The sequence below is a fragment of the Serratia sp. Ag1 genome (assembly GCF_000743355.1).
In the GTDB taxonomy this organism is placed as follows: Bacteria; Pseudomonadota; Gammaproteobacteria; order Enterobacterales; family Enterobacteriaceae; genus Chania.
Genome location: NZ_JQEI01000016.1, coordinates 129651 through 149008, shown reverse-complemented (window position 1 = coordinate 149008; position 19358 = coordinate 129651). Strand labels below are relative to the sequence as shown.

Here is a 19358-nt window from a genome sequence, read left to right as displayed (position 1 = left end):
ACCCGACGCTTTAACTGAGCGAACCGACCACACTCAAGTTGCTGTCATCAGGGATCTCGTTATATGACAGCACGTTCAGCCCTGGGGCAAACAATCGACCATAGCGTGAAAGCAGCGGGCGCAGTTGCGGCGTTACCAGCAGCAGCGGCGGTAGGCCTTTGGCTTTCATCTGCTCGTAAATCATCGGCATAGTGTTCTGCAACTGCTGTAGAATGTTGGGGTCAACCGGGAAGTTATCCAACGCCACTTTACCCGCCTGCTGGCTCTGGTTGAGGGCGTTGAGCAGCATATTTTCCAGCTCGCTGTCCACGGTAAAAGCAGAAAGAGAACCGCGATCGCCATTGATGGCATTGACGATGGAGCGGCGCAGCGCGTAGCGCACATCGGCAGCCAGCAGTAGAGGATCTTTGGTGACTGCAGCACTTTCCACCAACGTCGAACTGATGGTGACAATGTCTTTCAAAGACACCTGTTCAAGCAGCAACTGGCGATAAATGCGCAGCAACAGGCTGTAGTTGAGGGCGTTATTCAGATCTTCAGCCAGCTTTGGCGCGCGTTGCGCCAAGCGGGCATGCAGGTGAGTGATGTCATCATAGTTAAACAGTTCCGGCAGATATTGACGGGCGACTTTGTTAACGTGCGTCGCCACCACGCTGGCGCAATCCACCACCTGGTAGCCCAGATTCAAGGCACGCGCTTTTTGCTCAGGATCGATCCAGACCACAGCCATGCCATAGGCAGGATCGGTATCCAGCACCCCATCAATCTCCCCATACAGTTCGGTGCCAGGGATCGCCATCAGTTTTTCGGCATGTACCTCGCCTAGCGCAACACGAATACCGTTGATATGAATGGCGTACTGCGCCGGTTTTAAACGAAAATTTTCGCGGATACGGATCTCCGGCAGCAGTACGCCGCAGGTTTCCGAGATCACTTGGCGCGCTCCGCGAATACGTTGCGACAACGGGCTGCCTTTGGCGTTGTCTACCAGCGTCACCAGCTTATAGCCCAGGTTCAGCCCGATGGGTTCTACCTGTGGAATACTCTCCCAACTGACGGTGGGTTCGTTGTCACCGCTTATGGCCTCGGTAATCGCCTCCATGTCGGTTTCCGGCTCAGCAGTATGCACAACCTTGCTCTGCCGCCAACCAGCAAACAGCAGCAACCCGGTAAAGACCAGAAACGCAATGTGAGGCATGCCGGGGACGATCGCCAGCACAAACATCACAAAGGCGGCGGTATAGAGAATATTCGGCTTGGCCAGCAACTGAGTTTTGATTTCGTCACTGACGTCTTCACCGTCGCTAACGCGCGTAACGATGATCGCCGCTGCGGTAGCCAACAGCAGAGAGGGGATCTGCGCAACCAGGCCGTCACCGATGGTCAGCAGCACATATTGTTGGAACGCCTGGCTGGCATCGAGATTGTATTTGAAGATCCCGATGCTGATCCCACCGATGATGTTGATAATCAACACCATGATCCCGGCGACGGCGTCACCACGCACAAACTTGGAGGCACCGTCCATCGCACCGTAGAAGTCAGCTTCACTGGCAACTTCTTTACGTCGGGCTTTAGCCTGTTGCTGGTTGATGATACCGGCATTCAGATCGGCGTCGATCGCCATCTGTTTGCCGGGCAACGCATCCAGAGTAAAGCGCGCCGACACTTCGGAAATACGCTCAGCCCCTTTGGTCACCACCACAAAGTTGATGATCATCAAAATGACGAACACCACAAAGCCCACGACAAAGTTACCGCCGATCACCACCTGGCCGAAGGCTTCAATGACCTTACCGGCCGCCCCTTCGCCCTCATGACCGTGCAGCAGTACCACACGGGTTGACGCCACGTTGAGGGTCAGGCGCATCAATGTCGTGAGCAGCAGGATGGTCGGAAATATTGAAAAATCCAGCACGCGTTTGCTGCCGACCGCCACCAGCAGCACAATCACCGCCAACACGATGTTGAATGTGAACAACACATCCAACACCAGCGGTGACAGCGGCAATATCACCATCGCGAGAACGCTTAACAGCAACACCGGTACGCCAACGTGCATCTGCTTGAGCGCGTTCAACCTCCGCATAAAATTACTGTTCGCCATTGGCTTGCAATACCTCTTTTGGAATATCAATTTGCTTGTTCAGGTGCGGCTTCTGTTCTGTCTTGCCTGAACGCCACGACTTCACTTGCATCACGTAGGTCAGTACGTGCGCAATGGCCCGGAAAAGTTGCGCCGGGATCTGCTGATTGACGCGCGTGCTGTAATAGACCGCACGTGCCAACGGAGGGAATTCGACGACTTCTACGTTATTCTTTTTACCGATTTCACGAATGTAGAGTGCCACCTCGTCCACCCCTTTAGCGACGATATAAGGTGCCGCCGCCTTTTGCGGATCGTATTTCAGCGCCACGGCATAGTGCGTGGGGTTGGTGATAATCACGTCAGCAGAAGGCACCACCTTATTGATCTGCCCCATGGCCATCTGTCGCTGTAACTGACGCACTCGGCCTTTAATCTGTGGATTACCGTCGTTATTTTTATGTTCTTCTTTTACTTCCTGCTTGGTCATGCGCATTTTTTTGGTGAACATAAATTTGCTGAGCGGCACGTCCAACACCGCGAAAATCACGATGACTGACACAAAGCAGCCAATCACATGACGGAAAATACCAAAGCCGGAATCAACGGCCTTGTTTAAATATAGCTGCTGCAAATAGAGCAAACTGTTTAACGAACTCTGGACCATCACATAGAGCACAATAAGAATGATGGTACATTTCGCCAACATTTTGGCGACGTCGACATAGTGGCTGGAAGAAAACATCCGCTTCAATCCGCTGATGGGATTGATTTTCTTGAAATCCGGCATCACTTTTTTGGGGGTGAAAATCCAGCCACCGGGGATCAGGCTCGCGATCATACAGGCAAGCGGGATCGGCACCAGGGTGGCGATCGTTTTGATAATCAGCATCACATTAAGCAGCATGAACTGGCTCATGGCCCCGCTGTCATCGAGTTTCCCGGCCATCATGCCGACGGAAAGAAAGGATTCGCCGATCAGCGTCTTATAATAGGGCATAAACGCCCCGATGGTGGCGAATGACGCCACCAGACCCACCGCCATGGTGAGATCTTTCGAGCGTGGGATATCGCCTTTTTCACGCGCTTTGCGTAATTTTCCGGGGGTAGGTTTTTCGCTTTTGTCTGCACTTGAGCTGGACATTAATGCGTCCTTATTGAATCAAGCTGGTTAAGGATCTCATTGGTCAGATTGAGATAATGCTCTGGAATGTGGGTGATAATCAGCGTGACGCACAGCAGACCGAACAGCATGCTGATGGGAAAACCCAGTGAAAACAGGTTCAGCGTCGGCGAGACGCGGTTCAGCAAACCGAAACCGCCTTGTACGATCAGCATCACAAAGGTGGTTGGCAGCGCGATCAGCGTTGCCGAAGCCATAATCCACCCCAGGCTCTGCACCAGCATCATCAGCGTGGGTTGGTTGATCGCCTGGCCAATCGGCCAATAGCTGAAGCCTTTAAACAGAATGGTCACCAGCAATAAGTGGCCGTCCATGATAAAAAACAGTAGGGCGCAGAACACAAAAATGATCTGCGAAATCACCGTGGTGGAGCCGCCGCTGGTCGGGTCGTTCATCATCGCCATACCCAGCCCCATATTCATCGAAACAATATTCCCTGCGGCCTGCAAGGCGACAAACACCAGTTGCATCGCCATGCCAAACAGCGCGCCCCACAGCAGTTGCTCACCGATCAGGATAATGCTGCGCATTGAGATGAGTTCAGTCAGCACCACGTTGTTGCTTAACATCGGGGTGATGAGCACCGTCAACGTCATGGCGGCGGCGATCTTGATGCGTCGTGAAATCGCCTTGTTATCGAATACCGGGCAGAAATGTAAAAATGCCAGGATGCGAAAAAAGGGCAGCAGCAGCGCCATCAGTGGGCCTAGCAGAGCATGAATGTCGATACCCATCGTGGTTTTACCCTACCAGGCTTGCGGCCTGGTGAAAAATGCCAACCGTGAAGTCCACCAATTTGGTGAGCATCCATTTGCCCCCAAAGATCAGTATGACCAAAGTCATGACCAGGCGGGGTAAAAAACTCAGCGTTTGTTCGTTAATCTGGGTCGTGGCCTGAAAAATACTGACGCACAACCCCACCAACAGGCTGGGAACGATGGCGACAGCCGAGATCAGCAGCACCAGTTGAATGCCGGAGGTCATAATGTCCCCGGCGGTATCCATGTTCATCATCGCTAAAGCCCCTGTACGCTAGAGGTCAAAGTGCCGACAATCAGCGTCCAACCGTCGCACAGGACAAACAGCATCAGTTTGAACGGTAATGAGACGATCAGTGGCGAAAGCATCATCATCCCCATCGCCATCAAGACACTGGCGACAATCAGGTCGATCACCAAAAACGGAATGTAAATCATAAAGCCGATCTGGAAGGCCGTTTTCAGTTCACTCAGCAGGTAAGCCGGGGTCACAACCGTCAAATCCTGCTCACGTGAATCCCCCTGGACGCCAGCAATGTCCATCATTTGTGACATCGCTTTATTGTTAGTCTGCGCCAACATGTACTTCTTGATGGGGACTTCTGCCTTGGCTAACGCCTGTTGCATCGTGATTTCATCATTCTGAAACGGCACGATCGCTTCGTCATAGACCGTGGTCCACACCGGGCGCATCACCAGTAACGTCAAGGCGAGGGCGATGCCGGTCAGGATCTTGTTGGGTGGACTCTGCTGCAACCCTAACGCCTGGCGCAAAATCGCCAGCACGATGATAAAGCGGGTAAAACAGGTCATCATCAGCAGCATAATCGGCAGCAGACCAAGCAGGGTCATCAGGATCAAGATCTCTATCTTGACGTTGTAATCCTGCCCGGTTGCGCTATTTGTGGTGCTGAACAGCGTAATGTCCCCGTTGGCTGCGAACAGCAGGGGCGAGAAACTCAGCCCCAGCATCAGCAGCAACGACAGACCACCTTGGCGTAACAGTTGGCTCATCGTGTCAGTTCACCCAGTTCTTTGTTGTTGAATTCAATGATGCGCAGGCCATATTTGTCGTTCAAAACCACGACTTCCGCTTTGCCGAACAGGATACCGTTGACCTTGATGTCCAGCGGCTCGCTGGCGAGCTTGTCCAGTTCAATCACCGAATCGTTGTTGACCGTCATCAGTTCAGCCAGCGAAATGTCCACCGAAGCCACTTCCAGCGTTAACGTCACGGGAATGCGGCTCAGCAAAGACATCTTGCGTAGCTGCTCAACCGACGGATCGCGCTGGGCTTCTGGCTGGATATCCATACGGATATTGCCTTCAACCGTCTCTTCACCGTCGAGGTCGTTAAAGTTCAGGCCGTCCAAATCCAGCCCCAGGTCTTGTTCTTGCTGTAAATCACTCATAATTTTTCTCGATGGTTTTATCGTTAAATTCACTCAGGAATAGCTTGCCGCGCTCTTCAGCGATCATGGCGCTATAGATTTGTTCGTTACCGATAAACACCGGTACCGGTTCGTTCAAAGCAATCGGGATGATGTCACCCGCTTCGATATCCGCCAGTTGTGCTACCGTCAGGTTGAGGCTGGCGACTTGCCCCTGTAACTTGAGCGGCAGGTTGTAGAACAGCCGTTCAATTTGTGCGGAGCTGATCTGCTCCTGCTCCTGCGACGGTTCGCCGTCGGGCGAGCGCAACATGCTCAACATCCGGTCGACATGGGGCTGATCGAGCAAAATGGTAAAATTGCCCTTGTCGTAACCTTCCAGCGTGAAGGTAATACACCATGACCATTGGTTGATCAGCGTTGAATAATCATTTTTCAACTCCAGATCTTCACCAAATGTTTCTTTATTGATGATCAAAAGTGTGAGTTCATGGCCTAACTTATTTTTTAGTCGCTCCTCCGTTTTAGTGATCGGCGAGCTGATGTTCGGCACAATCTGATTACCGTCTTTACTTAAGCCGTAATAATCATGCAGAATATCCAGCAGCAAAATACGGTCAATATCAAAAGCCAGATTCCCATAAGGTGTGGAATAGGTTTGGATATCCCGATGGATCCTGTCCGCGGCAAACGTCATGCTTTTTAATGCTACGTTGACACGAAATTTCTTCAGGAAATAAATGCTCAGCTTGGCATCAAGAATATTGAACCTGTCGTTCATTATCTTGGGAAGTTTATGCCATGGGCGCCCGAGTTTTTTCACATCCAGTTTCACCAGGTCGGGCAATTGCTCGTGGTGATGGATCCTAATGCGTTGTGGTACAGACTGCATAATTTTTCCGTATAACCCTGTTATCAATCGATATCGGTAACACGTCCCGACATTAGACTGCGTTACACACCAAAAAAAATTTACGTTACGACTTAAGTTGTGAGTGAGAAAGGTCGCTGTATATGACTGTGGCACTTCATGACACCCTGCCACTTTTCATATGCACCACCACTCTCAGCTCTTATTTAAGTAGTAAGATTAGACCTAATTCCCAGCCTTTTATCAATAGACACCCCTTTATTAATTCATTATTTAAATAAATAATATTAAATTAATATTTTTTGTTAACTATATGATTTTATTAAATTAATATTTTAATATCCCTAAAAAAATAGATATATACCAATTTATAGATATACTCGCCTCAACAAAGCCCCACACGCTCTACATAGACGTGCTGGGAAATTAACTTAAGCTTGACCAATATCCTCTAGCCGAGCATGGCCGATGCCCGTCATATATGTTGTGATAATCGGTGCATTGAACTTGCAAATCGTCTACTTATTGGTGAAGCGATAATCGGTGATAAGTCATGAGTGTCTCTATGGAACAAATTCCAAGTAATAAGCACGGTTTTATTGCCAACTCAGCTTCAAGTGTTGGTGTATTTACTCTAGCCAGACGTGTGGCTAAGTTTACTGTCCCTGTATTGATCACAGGGGAAACCGGCACAGGTAAAGAATGTATTGCAAAATATATTCACGAGAACGCAGCCAGTAATGATGGCCCTTATGTGGGTGTCAACTGTGCGGCTATTCCTGAAAACATGCTCGAAGCCGTGTTATTTGGCTACGAAAAAGGCGCGTTTACCGGCGCAGTTAACAGCGTACCGGGTAAATTTGAAATGGCCAACGGCGGAACCTTGCTGCTTGATGAAATCGGCGATATGCCTATGGCATTGCAAGCCAAATTACTGCGCGTATTGCAAGAGCAGGAAGTCGAGCGTTTAGGCAGCCACAAGCGGATCCCGTTAAATATTCGTTTGGTGGCCGCAACAAATAAAGATTTGCAGGCTGAGATCGCCGAAGGCAATTTCCGTCAGGATTTGTTTTACCGTATTTCGGTGGTGCCAATCCATATTATGCCATTGCGTGAGCGTCCACAGGATATCGTCCCGCTGGCACAGCGCTTTGTCGAAAAGTATCAGTCTCTCCATCAGGGAGACGCCATGCTGACCAACGACGCCAAGCGTGCGCTGCTGGACTATGAGTGGCCCGGCAATGTGCGTGAACTGGAAAACGTTATCCAGCGCGGCCTGATCTTGAGCAACGGTGGCGAAATTACGGCCAACGATCTGGGGCTGACGCCGTCAGTCCCTGTAGCGCCGGTACTGTCTGTGGCTGACATGTTGGGTGAACCTCAGCCAGCCGCCTTGGTAGCCAGTGAGGCCAACGGGGGCGTGGATGCCATTCGCCAAGTGAAGTTACACGGCCGTATGGCTGAGTATCAGTACATTGTTGAACTGCTGCGCCAGCACAAGGGCAGCAAATCTAAAACTGCCGACTTCTTAGGTATCACGCCACGAGCCTTACGCTATCGCTTGGCTTCCATGCGTGAAGAAGGGATCGATGTTGAGTGTTACTCCTAAATTTCAGAGGTATTAAAGCATGGAAAAAATTTCCGGTTTGGGCATATCCGCCACACAACAGCAACTGTTAAACCGTATGCAACACGCGGCCGCCAGTGCAACTAACGGAGCGATTGCTCCTTCGGCAGATTTTACTCAAAGCCCAAGCGGCCTGGTGACTACGGTCACCCCTCCTACCTCTTTTGGCAAGGTAATGGAGCAGGCTATCGATAATGTCAACAAACTACAGCATTCCGCCAGTGAACGACAAATGGCCATTGATACCGGCCAAAGCGACGACTTGACCGGCGCTATGATCGAAAGCCAAAAAGCCAGCGTGGCGTTTTCGGCAATGGTGCAGGTGCGCAATAAGCTCACCACGGCTCTGGATGAAGTGATGAACATGGCGCTCTAAGGTTATTACCGTGCTAGATAAAATCAAAACTCAATTTGCCGCTCTGTTATCTACGGGTGGCAACAACAGAAATAAATGGCTGATAGGTGGTGCCGTACTGGTGCTGACCGGAGCCATTGTCACGTCACTGTGGCGTTCCGAACCCGGTTACGTTGCCTTGTACGGCGCCAATGAGAAGTTGCCAACCGCGCAAGTGGTTGAAGCGCTAGGTACCGAAAACATCAGCTATCGTGTCAATCCAGACAGCGGTCAGATTCTGGTGCCAGAAAGCAAACTGGCGCGCGCACGGATGGCGTTAGCCGCAAAAGGTATCAGTGCCGTGCTGCCGGAAGGCTACGAACTGATGGATAAAGAAGAGTTGCTCGGCAGCAGCCAATTTGTGCAGAACGTGCGTTATAAGCGCAGCCTGGAAGGTGAGCTGTCAAAAAGCATCATGGGGCTGGATCCCGTGGATTCCGCCCGCGTGCATCTGGGGCTGAGTGAAGCCAGCTCTTTTGTGATGAGCAACAAACCGGAAAGCAGCGCATCGGTGATCGTACAACTGCGGGCGGGCAAACAGCTTGACGATCCGCAGGTCGCCGCCATTGTGCAACTGGTGTCAGGCAGCGTGCCGGGCATGAAGAGCAGCAATGTGCGGGTGGTGGATCAGAACGGCAATCTTCTGTCTGAAAACATCCAAAACAACAACCTGATGGGGATCCGGCAGGGTAACGATGTCACCCAGCGTCTGAAAGCCGATACCGAAAAGAACGTATCCGTACTGTTGACCTCTCTGGTCGGTGCGAATCATTTCCGCATCAGCGCGGCTCCGCAGGTCAATATGAGCAGCGTGGAGGAGACGCAGGAACGCTTGGGTAAAGAGGGGCGTATTACTGACGAAAACATCAGCCAGGAGAATATGACCAATGAAATGGCGATCGGTATCCCTGGCTCCTTGAGCAATCGCCCGGCTACCCCGCCAGCCCAAGCTGGGCAGGCAGGCAACACGGCGCAAACCACCGATCCCCGCTCGCTGAGCAACCGTAATCAGGAGCAGCGTAAATACGCCTACGATCGCGAAATTCGCCATACCCGCTACCCCGGTTTTCAACTGGAGAAAATGCGTGTCGCAGTAGCCCTGGATCAAACCGCTCCGGCACTGGCCGACATTACGCCAGAGAAGATCGCCAGCCTGACCCGGCTGGTGGAAGAAGCGGCAGGTATTGATAAAGAGCGCGGTGATTCACTGACGCTGGATCTGATGGCATTTACCCGCCCAGCGCCTGTTGAAGTACCGGTGTTGAACTGGTGGCAGGACCCTGCGATTCAATATTGGGGGCAGATGGGGGGCATTGGTCTGCTGGCGCTGTTGACGTTGCTGTTTGGCGTACGTCCGCTGATGCTGCGGGTCACCCAGCGGCAGTCAAGCGAGGTGGCGGAACTGCCGGAACCGAGCATCGATACCGCCTTGCTGGAAACCGATACAGCAAAACGTGAAGGGACATTGACGCCGGGCTTACCGAGTGCCTCGTTCCAGAACGAAGACAATTTGCCACCGCAAAGCTCCGGTCTGGAGACCAAAGTGGAATACCTGCAGATGCTTGCCCAAAGCGAGACAGAACGCGTAGCTGAAGTATTAAAACAGTGGATTAACAGTAATGAGCGAAGCAACAGCACACAACAGTAATAGTAGTACCAACAGCGGTCGCCCACGTATCGAACAGGCGGCGATCCTCCTGCTCAGCGTCGGCGAAGATGCCGCTGCACAAGTGATGCAGAAGCTGAGCCGCGAAGAGGTCTTACTGCTAAGCGAAACCATGGCGCGTTTGCACGGGGTGAAAGTCCCCCAGGCACGCCAGGCGATGAACAACTTTTTTCAGGATTATCGCGAACAAAGCGGCATCAACGGCGCATCGCGCACCTATCTGCGCAGTATTCTGGAAAAAGCCCTGGGTGGGGAGATTGCCAGCAGCGTGATCAACGGTATCTACGGCGACGAAATCCGTTACCGCATGGCGCGCCTGCAGTGGGTGGATACCCCGCAACTGGCGGCACTGATCGATCAGGAACACTTGCAGCTGCAAGCGGTTTTCCTGGCATTTTTGCCGCCGGATGTGGCTGCCAGCGTGCTGAGCCAGCTACCCGCAGATCGCCAGGATGAAATTCTGTACCGTATTGCCAAACTTGATGATGTGAACCGTGATGTCATTGATGAACTGGATCGCCTGATCGATCGCGGTGTGGCCGTCCTCTCCGAGCACGGCTCTAAAGTGATGGGGATCAAGCACGCGGCTAACATTGTTAACCGTATCCCGGACAACCAGCAGCAACTGCTGGATCAACTCCGCCAGCGTGACGAAGAAGTGATGGATGAGCTGAAAGATAAAATGTACGAATTCTTTATCCTCAGCCGCCAAAGCGAAGAGACCTTGCAGCGTCTGCTGGAAGAGGTGGCGATAGAAGAATGGGCGGTGGCACTCAAAGGCACCGAACCTGTGCTGCGTCAGGCGATTTTCAACGTCATGCCGAAGCGCCAGGTGCAACTGCTGCAAAGTACCGCCTCACGTCTGGGGCCGGTACCGGTCAGCCGCATTGAGCAGGTGCGTAAAGAGATTATGGGTACAGTTCGGCAATTGGCAGAAGAAGGCGAACTGCAGGTTCAGCTGTTTGCTGAACAGACCATGGAGTAAAGCATGTTCAAAAAGTTACAGGATACCTCGCTTTCGGCGCTCACGACGCGCCGACAAGCGGTGATCAAGCCACGGCTGCACAAGTTCCCGCCACTGCGCCGCCATTGGGCGCACACGGCCAGCGACTCGCTGGAAATACGCGATCCGGCCGCTTATCAGCAGCAATTGATGCAAGGTTTCCAGGATGGTTTAAACCGTGGGTTCGCCCAAGGGATGGAGGAAGGCAAGCAGGAAGGGTATCAGGAAGGCGTGCGCCTCGGCCATGACGAGGGGCTGCGCAAAGGGAACAACGAGGGCAAGCTGCAAGCCAAACAACAGTTTGACGAAGCAGCTAAACCGCTGGAAGACGTGGCGCAGGAGCTAAACCAGTATCTGGCCCACTACGAACAGCGCCGCCGTGAAGAACTGCTGCAACTGGTAGAGAAAGTCACCCGCCAGGTGATCCGCTGCGAGCTAGCGCTACAGCCGACGCAGTTGCTGGCGTTAGTGGAAGAGGCGTTAAGCAGTTTGCCACAGCAGCCTGAGCAGATCCGCGTTCAGCTTAACAGCGACGAATTCCGCCGCATCAGCGATGCCGATCCCCAGCGTGCCCAACAGTGGGGCCTGATGGCCGATCCCGATCTGGCTCCCGGCGAGTGCCGCGTTGTCACCGATACCAGTGAAATGGACATTGGCTGTCAGCACCGCTTGGAACAGTGTCTCGAGGTACTGAAAGATACCCTTTTACCGGAAACCAAAGATGAGTGATATCGAGTTTGAACAGGCGTTACGCTCAATTGAGAATATCAATCTGGCACGCGTGGCGGGCCGTCTGGTACGGGTAAAAGGCATTTTGCTCGAGTGTGTTGGCTGCCGCCTGGCGGTTGGCCAACTGTGCCAGGTGGAAAGCGTCGACAATGAAATGATTGACGCCCAGGTGGTGGGGTTCGATCGCGATATGACCTGGTTGATGCCGTTTAAACATCCTACCGGGCTGATTGCTGGTGCGCGCGTGTTCCCTGCCGCCAAGCAAGAGGGCGTGCAGATCGGCGATCGCTGGCTGGGGCGCGTGGTGAACGGTTTAGGGGAACCCATTGATGATAAGGGCAAGCTCGGCGGCGACACCACGCTGCCGCTACAGTGTGCGCAAGTGCATCCGCTGACGCGTCAGCCGGTGGAAGAGCCCCTGGATGTCGGGGTTCGTGCGATTAACGGCTTACTGACCATCGGCAAAGGCCAACGCGTCGGGCTGATGGCCGGTAGCGGCGTGGGGAAAAGCGTCCTGCTCGGCATGATAACCCGTTATACCAAAGCCGAAGTGGTGGTGGTTGGGCTGATCGGCGAGCGTGGGCGCGAAGTGAAAGAATTTATCGATAATGCCTTACAGGCCGAAGGGTTGGCTAAGTCGGTGATTGTCGCAGCCCCTGCCGATGAGTCACCGCTGATGCGGATTAAAGCCACCGAGCTGTGTCATACCATTGCCAGCTATTATCGTGACAAAGGAAAAGATGTGCTGCTCCTGGTGGATTCCCTGACCCGTTATGCCATGGCCCAGCGTGAAATCGCGCTGTCGCTCGGGGAGCCGCCGGCAACCAAAGGCTATCCGCCTTCGGCGTTCAGCATGATCCCACGCTTGGTGGAAAGCGCGGGCAACAGCGATGCCAGCGGGACCATGACGGCCATCTATACGGTATTGGCAGAAGGTGACGATCAGCAGGATCCGATCGTCGACTGTGCCCGTGCGGTGTTGGATGGTCATATTGTGCTTTCGCGCCATTTAGCGGAGGCCGGACATTATCCGGCGATCGATATCAGTCAATCCATCAGCCGCTGTATGAGCCAGGTGACGAAACGTGAACATCAATTGGCAGCACGTACCATCAAACAGTTGTATGGCGAGTATCAAAGCATCAAACCGTTGATCCCTCTTGGGGGATATGTGGCGGGCGCTGACGCAACGGCAGATCGGGCCGTGAAGCTGGCTCCGGCGATCAATCAATTTTTGCAGCAAGAAGTACGGGATGCCGCGTTGCTCGATAACACCATAGAAAACCTGACGTTATTAGCACAAGCGGGGTAAGCGTATGAGTCAATTTATTCCCACACTGGAGCAACTGCGTCTGTTGCGCCAGCGCTCGGTGCAGGATTTGCAGCTACAGCTGGCATCCCAGCGCCAGCGCTGCCAACGTTATGAAAGTAATATATCCACCCTCACCAGCCTGGCGGCTGGCGTACAGGATTCGTCAGAGTACAATCCGGTGCTGATGAGCAACCACTCAGGTTACAAACGTAATATTCAGCGGGTGATTGACTGGCAAAAACAGGAGCAGGCGCTGGCCAAGACGGAAGCGAAAAAACTGCAGGGTGCGCTGTTGGCGGAAGCCAAGCGAGAAAAAAGCCTGGAGCTGGTGCTTGACGGGCACAAACGCGCGCAGGCGCTCGATCGTCAACGCAGCGAACAAAAAAATACCGACGCCATTTCTGCCCAATGTTGGCTGCGTCAGCGACTGGCGGAGCAATAACACAGCTTAGCCGCTTGAGGTGCATCAAAAGTAGTATAGTGATGTTTATGTGGTCAATTATGAGGATTATCACTGATGGCTATGATGCATAATCCGCCCCATCCGGGGCGACTGGTAAAAGAGACTATGGAAGCGCTTAATCTGAGCGCCAGGGCACTCGCTAAAGAATTAGGCGTTGCGCCGTCAACAGTACAGCGCTTGATCACCGGTCAGTCAGATATGTCCCCTGAAATGGCGTTACGGCTTTCCGCAGTTGTTGGTAGTTCTGCGCAGGTTTGGATGGGCATGCAAGTCGATTATGATCTCTGGCAGGCTCAGCAGGCTGTTGATATTTCAAGGCTGCATAGGCTACATGCTGCATAAGGGCCGCACTTTCCGCGCCAGTTATAGTTATGATAACTGGCGCATGACTCACGTCTTACCTTACACCCTGCCCCACTCTCCAGTTATTCTGAATACCATCCGCTGCCATCTCTTTCCCACCGTCCCGGTGTACCCAAGGAGTTCGACCCGTACCGCTACAAGGGGAGCGGTGAGATTATCTGGCTTGTGATCGAGTTTACGCATTTAATCCCCGAGTAATACCAGCATGTGGTCGATGTCTGGAATATACCCAAGAGAGAATGAAGAGCGGGAGAGAAGCAAGAGGAGAATATCACCGGCATTACGCCGGTGATATCAAGCCTGCTGATACAACCAGTTTTCAGGTTCGCCGCTGTTGATCAGGTTTTGCAGAATGTCATGCTGCATACCGAGCAACGCGCCGTTGCCTTCGTTGATGCGCTTGCAATGTACGGTCTGCTGCTCCAGATCTTTCCACAGCGCACTCACTTTGCCCTGGTGTGGTGCCGGGAGACGGGCAAGCAGTGCCTGGATCCCTTGCGGGCCAGCAGAAACCCCCAATTGCTGAAGAAGCCTGTAACGCTGCTGGGCACTCTTCGACAGTTGTTGGTAGATCTCGATCAGGCGGTCGTTCAGCGTGTCCAACTCTGCTGCCTTGCGGCCGATGATCAGTTGGCGCTGCTGTTCAAGCAACTGGTTAAGTTCTGAATAAGCGTGATGATCGCTGATCATGTCGTTGATCAGGAGTTTGACACGCTGGCTGTTATTGCTCATTGCTACCTCTGGTAATATTGCTGTATTGCACTGGTCAGCTCATCCAGATCGATGTTGAGCTTTCCTGCCTTGATGGCATCTTTCATTTCTGCGATGCGTTCTGTGTCGACGTCGGGCAGCCTGGACAACTGGCTTTGCGCTTCGCCGAGAGCAGGATCAATGGCGCTGCTTGGTTTAACCATCAACTCTTCCGTCATTTGAGCTTCAACTTTCCTTGTTACATTTGTTGTGTTAGTCGCCGCTAGAGCGACGTTATAAGTACTGGGTGGAACTTTCATTGCTGCTCTCCGATCGTGCCCATATGGGCTTTCTACTGAGAGGAAATATTTTTTCCTACTTCCTTGCCTATAAATGAGCGACCCAATGAAGGCATAACTTTAATGCGAATTGAAAATAGTTTTGGGTCTGCGGCAGCACTACGGACATTGACGGAACACAGCCTAGTCACCGGGTGCAAAGACCATGCGCACCACGCCAATCCCATCGACAATGGCGCTCACTTCACGCCCGCTGCTGCTGTTTTTAACCTTGATCACTTCGCCTTTGCGGCCTTTTTTCATGGCAACGCCCATAGTGCGCGCTTCAATCCCGTTGTGGCTGGCGATCATCACCACACTTTGCCCACGTTCGACCAGCACCGGCCCTTCCAACTGCGTCAGGCTGATGGGCTGTAGTTCACGCAAATTGCGCTTCACGGTCAGCCCCATGATCTCATCTGGGTTGGTGACAAAACCGCCACGGTTATTGCTGATGTTGTGCTTTTTGATTTTCACGTCCGACGGCGTGATGACATGGCCACGCGGCAGGCTCGTCTTGGCAATCACGACCGGCAGGTAGATATCCGGTTTAACCGTCACTGCCACATTCCACCCCCCGCTGTCGTCGCAGCGCACGTCAAAACGCATCCGGTTGAGATCGATGCGATCGCCCCCAGGCATTGAAATGGTCGGCGGATGGCTGCAAGCAGCGTATTGGGTGGCTTCTGCCGGAATGAAAACGTTCATTTTCACCTGATATTCCGGCCAGTTACGTGACTTCCCTTCCTGCTTGACTGCTGCGGTTGCGCTGGCAACAACGCTGGCATGGATCTGCTTGCGTGCGGTGTCGGCACTGCTGGGGGCGGCCAGCAGGGAAGGCGTCAGAATAAACAGCCCCCAGGCGGCAATGAAGCGGAAATTGCGCGGCATAAAGGGGAAAACATATTTCCGTTTGGCGCTAGACGATTTTACAAAATCTTTGATATTCATGATGTTAAAACTCTGGCACGGTTGTTGCTATATAGAACAGCATAGCAAATATTTGGCAGGTTATTTAAATCAAGAGGTAGAAGGTAGTGAGTATTTCTTTTGACAAGGCATTAAGCGTTCATCCCCAAGCGGTGTCGCTCCGGCTTTCACGAGCTGAGTTGCTATCAGCCAATCTGGCTAATGTCAATACCCCGAACTTCCAAGCTAAAGATATTGACTTTGCTGCTGAGATGCAACGATCAAAAGGACATTTTTCAACCAGCACCTCAGTACAGCAGAAATATCGTGTGCCCTATCAGGCTTCTCTCGATGGCAACACCGTTGCACTGGATGTCGAGCAGACTGAGTTTTCCAAAAATATGCAGGATTATCAGATGAGCCTGGCGTTTTTAAACATGAAGTTTGGTGGCCTGAAAAAGGCCATCGAAGGTAAGTAATTTAACCAGGTAATGACCCTTATGTCGTTTGACAATATCTATCGTGTTTCCGGTTCTGCCATGAGTGCGCAGACCATTCGTTTGAACACCATTGCCAGCAACATGGCAAACGCGGAATCCCCCGCATTGAGTGAAGAAAGTGTGTACAAAGCCCGCCGCCCCGTTTTTGCAGCGGTTTATCAGAACGATGAGTTGATGGGCAACAACAGCCTCACGGGTGCCAGAGTGCAGGTGATGGACGTGGTGGAAACCGGTGGCGCCGTACAGCGCTATGAACCCCATCACCCCCTGGCCGATGAGAAAGGTTATGTCTTCTACCCCGACGTCAATGTCGTCGAAGAGATGGCCGACATGATGGCAGCATCGCGTAACTTTGAAACCAACGTTGATGTCCTTAATAGCGTTAAAAGTATGCAGCAAAGCCTGCTGAGACTTGGAGAAGCTTAATGAACGTCAATAACACGCCACAAAGCCAAAGCGCCTACGGCAGCGATCAGGGCGTAGCGAATAATGGGGGAATGCCCGGGCTCAATGACATGTTCATGAAGCTGCTGGTCGCGCAGATCCAAAACCAGGATCCGCTTAACCCGACTGACGGCACCGAGTATGTCAGCCAGTTGGCTCAGCTGACCCAGGTGCAGTCGATGGAATATATGTCGCAACTGATGGCCAATAACGCCGTCCTGATGGACAACCTGCAAACCCTGTCAACCGGTAACCTGGTTGGGCAGAAGGTGATGGTACAGAGCGAAACCCTCAACAGCGACGGTAAGACGGTGGTTGATGGGCGTTTGACCCTGGAACACCCTGCCAATGTGGTGACGGTGATCGTGAAAGATTCTGCGGGCGTTGAACACAAGATTGAATTGGGCGCTCAGGACACCGGCCAGGTGGATTTCACTATCGATCCGGCAAAACTGGGGCTGAGCGAAGGCAAATACAGCCTGAGCGTAGTGACCGATACCGAAGAGAGCAAAGTGCCGATTGAGCTGGGGGGCACCGTGAGCGGTGTGCGCATTCCGCTGGATGGCAGTTCCACCATGCTCAATATCCCAGGCGTCGGTGAGCTCCCTTACCACAACATTACGCAGTTTGGTCGCACGGGTTCTGACAAGAACGCTTAAGCGCACATCATTTTTTACTTTTAATAGCATTAGGAATTGATTTTATGAGTTTTAGTATTGCCACCACGGGTTTGAATGCCATCAACGAACAGTTGAACTCCATTTCTCATAACATTGCCAACTCTGGCACCGTGGGTTTTAAGTCTGGCCGTGCCGAGTTTTCGTCACTGTATGCTCAAAACCGGGCACTGGGCGTCGGGGTGAGCGGTGTGACCCAAAGCATCACCAAAGGTGGCAACATCACCGCGACCGGCAACGGTATGGATTTGGCGATCTCTGGCAACGGCTTCTTTGTCGTACGCGACAACGCAGGCGGCATGGCCTATACCCGTGCGGGTTATTTCGGTACCGACAACAGCGGTAACCTGGTCAACAACCAGGGAATGGCTCTGCAAGGGTATCCGGTCGATGCCAACGGCGCGCTGCAAGTGGGCACCGTGGGCAACCTTAGCATCAGCAGCGGTTCGATCCCGGCAAAAGCCACCAGCAACCTGAACTTTACCGCCAACATGGATGCCAATGCTCAGGTTCCAGAAACCACCCCTTTTGATCCTAAAGACAGCAATTCTTACAACAACACCTATGCCACTCAGGTATATGACTCACTGGGCCGCGAGCACACGCTCAACCAGTACTTTGTCAAGACCGGTGAAAACACCTGGGAAGCTTACTACTACATGGATGGTGAGCCACTCGACAGCCCGGCAAGCCAGACCATGGAGTTTTCCGAGCAAGGGATCCTGAAAACCCCGAACGGTTCGGTCAATCTGTCGATGAATATTGCAGGCGCTGAGCCTTTGGCTATCGACCTTAGCTATTCGGGCACCAGCCAATACGGCGCAGACTTCACCGTCAGCAAAAACCAGGGCAACGGTTACGCTTCAGGCCAGAAAATTGGTCAGCAGATTGATGCCGATGGCTCAGTGTACGCCACCTTTTCTAACGGCGAGCGTCTGCTGCAAGGGCAACTGATCCTGGCTAACTTTGCCAACCCGAATGGCCTGAGTTCAGAAAGCGGCACGCTCTGGACGCAAACCGCCAGTTCAGGCGCTCCGCTGACCGGTGCACCCGGCACTGGGCTGTTGGGTTCACTGACCGCAGGGGCGTTGGAATCCTCCAACGTGGATCTGACCGCTGAACTGGTCGGTTTGATGACGGCACAACGCAATTATCAGGCCAATACCAAAGTGATCAGCACCAATGACAGCATGATGTCGGCACTGTTCCAGGCGGTCTAATGGATCACTTACTTTTTACCGCCACCAGCGGCGCAAATCGCACTCTGATTCAGCAGCAGATCCACGCTAACAACCTGGCAAACGTCAATACGCAAGGTTTCCGCCATGATTTGGAAACGGCCATGACGCAGCAAGTGACCGGTGCGGGGTTCTCCTCACGCTTTCTGGTCAGCTCCGGCAACGGTGGCATCAATATGGCACCGGGCGTGGCTAAATCGACCGGGCGCGATCTGGATGTGGCGATCAAAGGCAATGGCCTTATCGCTCTCACCAGCGGTAACCGTGAGGTCTACACCCGTAACGGGCAGATGGATATTGGGGCCGATGGCGAACTGACGATCGAGGGTCTGCCGGTAGAAGGTGACAATGGTCCCATCATTCTGCCGCCCTATTCACAGATCACCATCGCTGATGATGGGGTGATCACCATTATTCCTGAGGGTGGCGGCGTTGCCGCTCCTATCGATGTTGATCGCATCAAGCTGGTGGATATTGCGGCCCAGGAACTGCAAAAAAACGAAAATGGTTTTCTGATCACACAGGCAACCACCAATCCGCGTGCGGAAGAAATCACGGTGGCGGCAAGGCATCTGGAAGGTTCAAACGTATCGGCCATCAACGAGATGGTGGCCAGTATTGCGCTGAACCGCCAGTTCGAAGCCCAGATCAAAATGATGAAATCAGCAGAAGACCTGGCCAATGCGGGCAATCGCCTGCTACGCGGCAGTTAATGA

The 19358-nt window shown here is 52.8% G+C and carries 23 protein-coding genes; 13 read left to right on the top strand and 10 right to left on the bottom strand.

The genetic code is table 11. The annotated features are described in order from the left end of the window. Positions 1 to 10 precede the first annotated feature (10 nt). Genes IV04_RS10840 through IV04_RS10810 form a run of 7 tightly spaced genes read right to left on the bottom strand, consistent with a single transcriptional unit; the run spans position 11 to position 6310 of the window. A complete protein-coding gene (locus IV04_RS10840; protein WP_051916755.1) occupies positions 11 to 2107 on the bottom strand; it encodes a flagellar biosynthesis protein FlhA in 2097 nt (698 codons plus the stop codon). Further along, positions 2094 to 3230 carry a flagellar biosynthesis protein FlhB gene (gene flhB / locus IV04_RS10835; protein WP_037397654.1) on the bottom strand — a complete coding sequence of 379 codons (1137 nt, stop codon included), beginning with the start codon at positions 3228 to 3230 and terminating at the stop codon, positions 2094 to 2096. Before flhB ends, IV04_RS10840 begins: the two co-directional genes overlap by 14 nt. Beyond that, positions 3230 to 4003 carry a flagellar biosynthetic protein FliR gene (fliR, locus tag IV04_RS10830; RefSeq protein WP_037397651.1) on the bottom strand — a complete coding sequence of 258 codons (774 nt, stop codon included), beginning with the start codon at positions 4001 to 4003 and terminating at the stop codon, positions 3230 to 3232. Before fliR ends, flhB begins: the two co-directional genes overlap by 1 nt. A 7-nt stretch (positions 4004 to 4010) precedes the next feature. Beyond that, on the bottom strand, positions 4011 to 4283 hold the full coding sequence (gene fliQ / locus IV04_RS10825; RefSeq protein ID WP_037397648.1) for a flagellar biosynthesis protein FliQ: 273 nt from the start codon (positions 4281 to 4283) through the stop codon (positions 4011 to 4013). Between the two features lie 2 nt (positions 4284 to 4285). Beyond that, positions 4286 to 5041, bottom strand: coding sequence for a flagellar type III secretion system pore protein FliP (fliP, locus tag IV04_RS10820; RefSeq protein WP_037397645.1), 756 nt, complete (start codon positions 5039 to 5041; stop codon positions 4286 to 4288). Next, positions 5038 to 5439 carry a flagellar motor switch protein FliN gene (gene fliN, locus IV04_RS10815; protein ID WP_037397638.1) on the bottom strand — a complete coding sequence of 134 codons (402 nt, stop codon included), beginning with the start codon at positions 5437 to 5439 and terminating at the stop codon, positions 5038 to 5040. Before fliN ends, fliP begins: the two co-directional genes overlap by 4 nt. Continuing rightward, positions 5432 to 6310, bottom strand: a complete 879-nt coding sequence (locus IV04_RS10810) for a FliM/FliN family flagellar motor switch protein (RefSeq protein ID WP_037397634.1) — start codon at positions 6308 to 6310, stop codon at positions 5432 to 5434. The genes fliN and IV04_RS10810 overlap by 8 nt, the downstream gene beginning before the upstream one ends. A 532-nt stretch (positions 6311 to 6842) precedes the next feature. On the opposite strand from IV04_RS10810, the gene IV04_RS10805 reads away from it, so the two are divergent. The 8 genes from IV04_RS10805 to IV04_RS10770 all read left to right on the top strand — a co-directional run bounded on the left by IV04_RS10805 (position 6843) and on the right by IV04_RS10770 (position 13825). Continuing rightward, the gene (locus IV04_RS10805) at positions 6843 to 7898 is read left to right on the top strand and encodes a sigma-54-dependent Fis family transcriptional regulator (protein ID WP_037397631.1); all 1056 of its coding nucleotides are present in this window, start codon (positions 6843 to 6845) and stop codon (positions 7896 to 7898) included. Between the two features lie 19 nt (positions 7899 to 7917). Further along, the gene (fliE, locus tag IV04_RS10800) at positions 7918 to 8292 is read left to right on the top strand and encodes a flagellar hook-basal body complex protein FliE (protein ID WP_037397628.1); all 375 of its coding nucleotides are present in this window, start codon (positions 7918 to 7920) and stop codon (positions 8290 to 8292) included. A gap of 10 nt (positions 8293 to 8302) precedes the next feature. Beyond that, entirely contained in the window at positions 8303 to 9958 is a 1656-nt protein-coding gene (fliF, locus tag IV04_RS10795) for a flagellar basal-body MS-ring/collar protein FliF (RefSeq protein ID WP_037397625.1), read from the top strand. Beyond that, positions 9930 to 10961 (top strand): flagellar motor switch protein FliG, encoded by a 1032-nt coding sequence (locus tag IV04_RS10790; protein ID WP_037397622.1) that lies wholly within the window; start codon positions 9930 to 9932, stop codon positions 10959 to 10961. The genes fliF and IV04_RS10790 overlap by 29 nt, the downstream gene beginning before the upstream one ends. Positions 10962 to 10964: 3 nt before the next feature. Further along, on the top strand, positions 10965 to 11708 hold the full coding sequence (gene fliH / locus IV04_RS10785; RefSeq protein WP_051916754.1) for a flagellar assembly protein FliH: 744 nt from the start codon (positions 10965 to 10967) through the stop codon (positions 11706 to 11708). Next, the gene (gene fliI, locus IV04_RS10780) at positions 11701 to 13020 is read left to right on the top strand and encodes a flagellar protein export ATPase FliI (protein ID WP_037397619.1); all 1320 of its coding nucleotides are present in this window, start codon (positions 11701 to 11703) and stop codon (positions 13018 to 13020) included. The genes fliH and fliI overlap by 8 nt, the downstream gene beginning before the upstream one ends. A 4-nt stretch (positions 13021 to 13024) precedes the next feature. Beyond that, the gene (gene fliJ / locus IV04_RS10775) at positions 13025 to 13462 is read left to right on the top strand and encodes a flagellar export protein FliJ (RefSeq protein WP_037397616.1); all 438 of its coding nucleotides are present in this window, start codon (positions 13025 to 13027) and stop codon (positions 13460 to 13462) included. Positions 13463 to 13537: 75 nt separating this feature from the next. Then, a complete protein-coding gene (locus IV04_RS10770) occupies positions 13538 to 13825 on the top strand; it encodes a HigA family addiction module antitoxin (protein ID WP_037397614.1) in 288 nt (95 codons plus the stop codon). 315 nt (positions 13826 to 14140) lie between these two features. Here the strand turns inward: IV04_RS10770 and IV04_RS10765 are convergent, their stop codons facing one another. The 3 genes from IV04_RS10765 to flgA all read right to left on the bottom strand — a co-directional run bounded on the left by IV04_RS10765 (position 14141) and on the right by flgA (position 15825). Beyond that, entirely contained in the window at positions 14141 to 14578 is a 438-nt protein-coding gene (locus tag IV04_RS10765; RefSeq protein ID WP_037397611.1) for a flagella synthesis protein FlgN, read from the bottom strand. Positions 14579 to 14580: 2 nt separating this feature from the next. Continuing rightward, positions 14581 to 14760 (bottom strand): flagellar biosynthesis anti-sigma factor FlgM, encoded by a 180-nt coding sequence (locus IV04_RS10760; protein ID WP_231566268.1) that lies wholly within the window; start codon positions 14758 to 14760, stop codon positions 14581 to 14583. Positions 14761 to 15018: 258 nt separating this feature from the next. After that, positions 15019 to 15825 (bottom strand): flagellar basal body P-ring formation chaperone FlgA, encoded by an 807-nt coding sequence (gene flgA, locus IV04_RS10755; RefSeq protein WP_081893197.1) that lies wholly within the window; start codon positions 15823 to 15825, stop codon positions 15019 to 15021. 86 nt (positions 15826 to 15911) lie between these two features. Between flgA and flgB the strand changes: the two genes are divergently transcribed. From flgB to IV04_RS10730, 5 genes are read left to right on the top strand one after another with little or no spacing between them, the layout of a single operon-like run. Beyond that, a complete protein-coding gene (gene flgB, locus IV04_RS10750) occupies positions 15912 to 16262 on the top strand; it encodes a flagellar basal body rod protein FlgB (protein ID WP_037397605.1) in 351 nt (116 codons plus the stop codon). A gap of 21 nt (positions 16263 to 16283) precedes the next feature. Continuing rightward, positions 16284 to 16709 (top strand): flagellar basal body rod protein FlgC, encoded by a 426-nt coding sequence (flgC, locus tag IV04_RS10745; RefSeq protein WP_037397603.1) that lies wholly within the window; start codon positions 16284 to 16286, stop codon positions 16707 to 16709. After that, positions 16709 to 17386: a flagellar hook assembly protein FlgD gene (gene flgD / locus IV04_RS10740; RefSeq protein WP_037397601.1), complete on the top strand. Its 678-nt coding sequence runs from the start codon at positions 16709 to 16711 to the stop codon at positions 17384 to 17386. Before flgC ends, flgD begins: the two co-directional genes overlap by 1 nt. Before the next feature lie 44 nt (positions 17387 to 17430). Beyond that, entirely contained in the window at positions 17431 to 18624 is a 1194-nt protein-coding gene (gene flgE / locus IV04_RS10735) for a flagellar hook protein FlgE (protein ID WP_037397599.1), read from the top strand. Beyond that, on the top strand, positions 18624 to 19355 hold the full coding sequence (locus tag IV04_RS10730) for a flagellar basal body rod protein FlgF (protein WP_037397597.1): 732 nt from the start codon (positions 18624 to 18626) through the stop codon (positions 19353 to 19355). The genes flgE and IV04_RS10730 overlap by 1 nt, the downstream gene beginning before the upstream one ends. Positions 19356 to 19358 lie beyond the last annotated feature (3 nt).

Excerpts from the sequence above, each read along its gene's own strand:
- IV04_RS10810 (WP_037397634.1), bottom strand. The coding sequence starts at position 6,310 with ATGCAGTCTGTACCACAACGCATTAGGATCCATCACCACGAGCAATTG.
- fliN (WP_037397638.1), bottom strand. The coding sequence starts at position 5,439 with ATGAGTGATTTACAGCAAGAACAAGACCTGGGGCTGGATTTGGACGGC.
- fliR (WP_037397651.1), bottom strand. The coding sequence starts at position 4,003 with ATGGGTATCGACATTCATGCTCTGCTAGGCCCACTGATGGCGCTGCTG.
- fliI (WP_037397619.1), top strand. The coding sequence starts at position 11,701 with ATGAGTGATATCGAGTTTGAACAGGCGTTACGCTCAATTGAGAATATC.
- fliP (WP_037397645.1), bottom strand. The coding sequence starts at position 5,041 with ATGAGCCAACTGTTACGCCAAGGTGGTCTGTCGTTGCTGCTGATGCTG.
- IV04_RS10765 (WP_037397611.1), bottom strand. The coding sequence starts at position 14,578 with ATGAGCAATAACAGCCAGCGTGTCAAACTCCTGATCAACGACATGATC.
- IV04_RS10770 (WP_037397614.1), top strand. The coding sequence starts at position 13,538 with ATGGCTATGATGCATAATCCGCCCCATCCGGGGCGACTGGTAAAAGAG.
- flgE (WP_037397599.1), top strand. The coding sequence starts at position 17,431 with ATGAGTTTTAGTATTGCCACCACGGGTTTGAATGCCATCAACGAACAG.
- flgA (WP_081893197.1), bottom strand. The coding sequence starts at position 15,825 with ATGAATATCAAAGATTTTGTAAAATCGTCTAGCGCCAAACGGAAATAT.
- flgD (WP_037397601.1), top strand. The coding sequence starts at position 16,709 with ATGAACGTCAATAACACGCCACAAAGCCAAAGCGCCTACGGCAGCGAT.
- fliH (WP_051916754.1), top strand. The coding sequence starts at position 10,965 with ATGTTCAAAAAGTTACAGGATACCTCGCTTTCGGCGCTCACGACGCGC.
- IV04_RS10805 (WP_037397631.1), top strand. The coding sequence starts at position 6,843 with ATGAGTGTCTCTATGGAACAAATTCCAAGTAATAAGCACGGTTTTATT.
- fliJ (WP_037397616.1), top strand. The coding sequence starts at position 13,025 with ATGAGTCAATTTATTCCCACACTGGAGCAACTGCGTCTGTTGCGCCAG.
- IV04_RS10760 (WP_231566268.1), bottom strand. The coding sequence starts at position 14,760 with ATGGTTAAACCAAGCAGCGCCATTGATCCTGCTCTCGGCGAAGCGCAA.
- flhB (WP_037397654.1), bottom strand. The coding sequence starts at position 3,230 with ATGTCCAGCTCAAGTGCAGACAAAAGCGAAAAACCTACCCCCGGAAAA.
- flgC (WP_037397603.1), top strand. The coding sequence starts at position 16,284 with ATGTCGTTTGACAATATCTATCGTGTTTCCGGTTCTGCCATGAGTGCG.
- IV04_RS10790 (WP_037397622.1), top strand. The coding sequence starts at position 9,930 with ATGAGCGAAGCAACAGCACACAACAGTAATAGTAGTACCAACAGCGGT.
- IV04_RS10730 (WP_037397597.1), top strand. The coding sequence starts at position 18,624 with ATGGATCACTTACTTTTTACCGCCACCAGCGGCGCAAATCGCACTCTG.
- fliQ (WP_037397648.1), bottom strand. The coding sequence starts at position 4,283 with ATGATGAACATGGATACCGCCGGGGACATTATGACCTCCGGCATTCAA.
- IV04_RS10840 (WP_051916755.1), bottom strand. The coding sequence starts at position 2,107 with ATGGCGAACAGTAATTTTATGCGGAGGTTGAACGCGCTCAAGCAGATG.
- fliE (WP_037397628.1), top strand. The coding sequence starts at position 7,918 with ATGGAAAAAATTTCCGGTTTGGGCATATCCGCCACACAACAGCAACTG.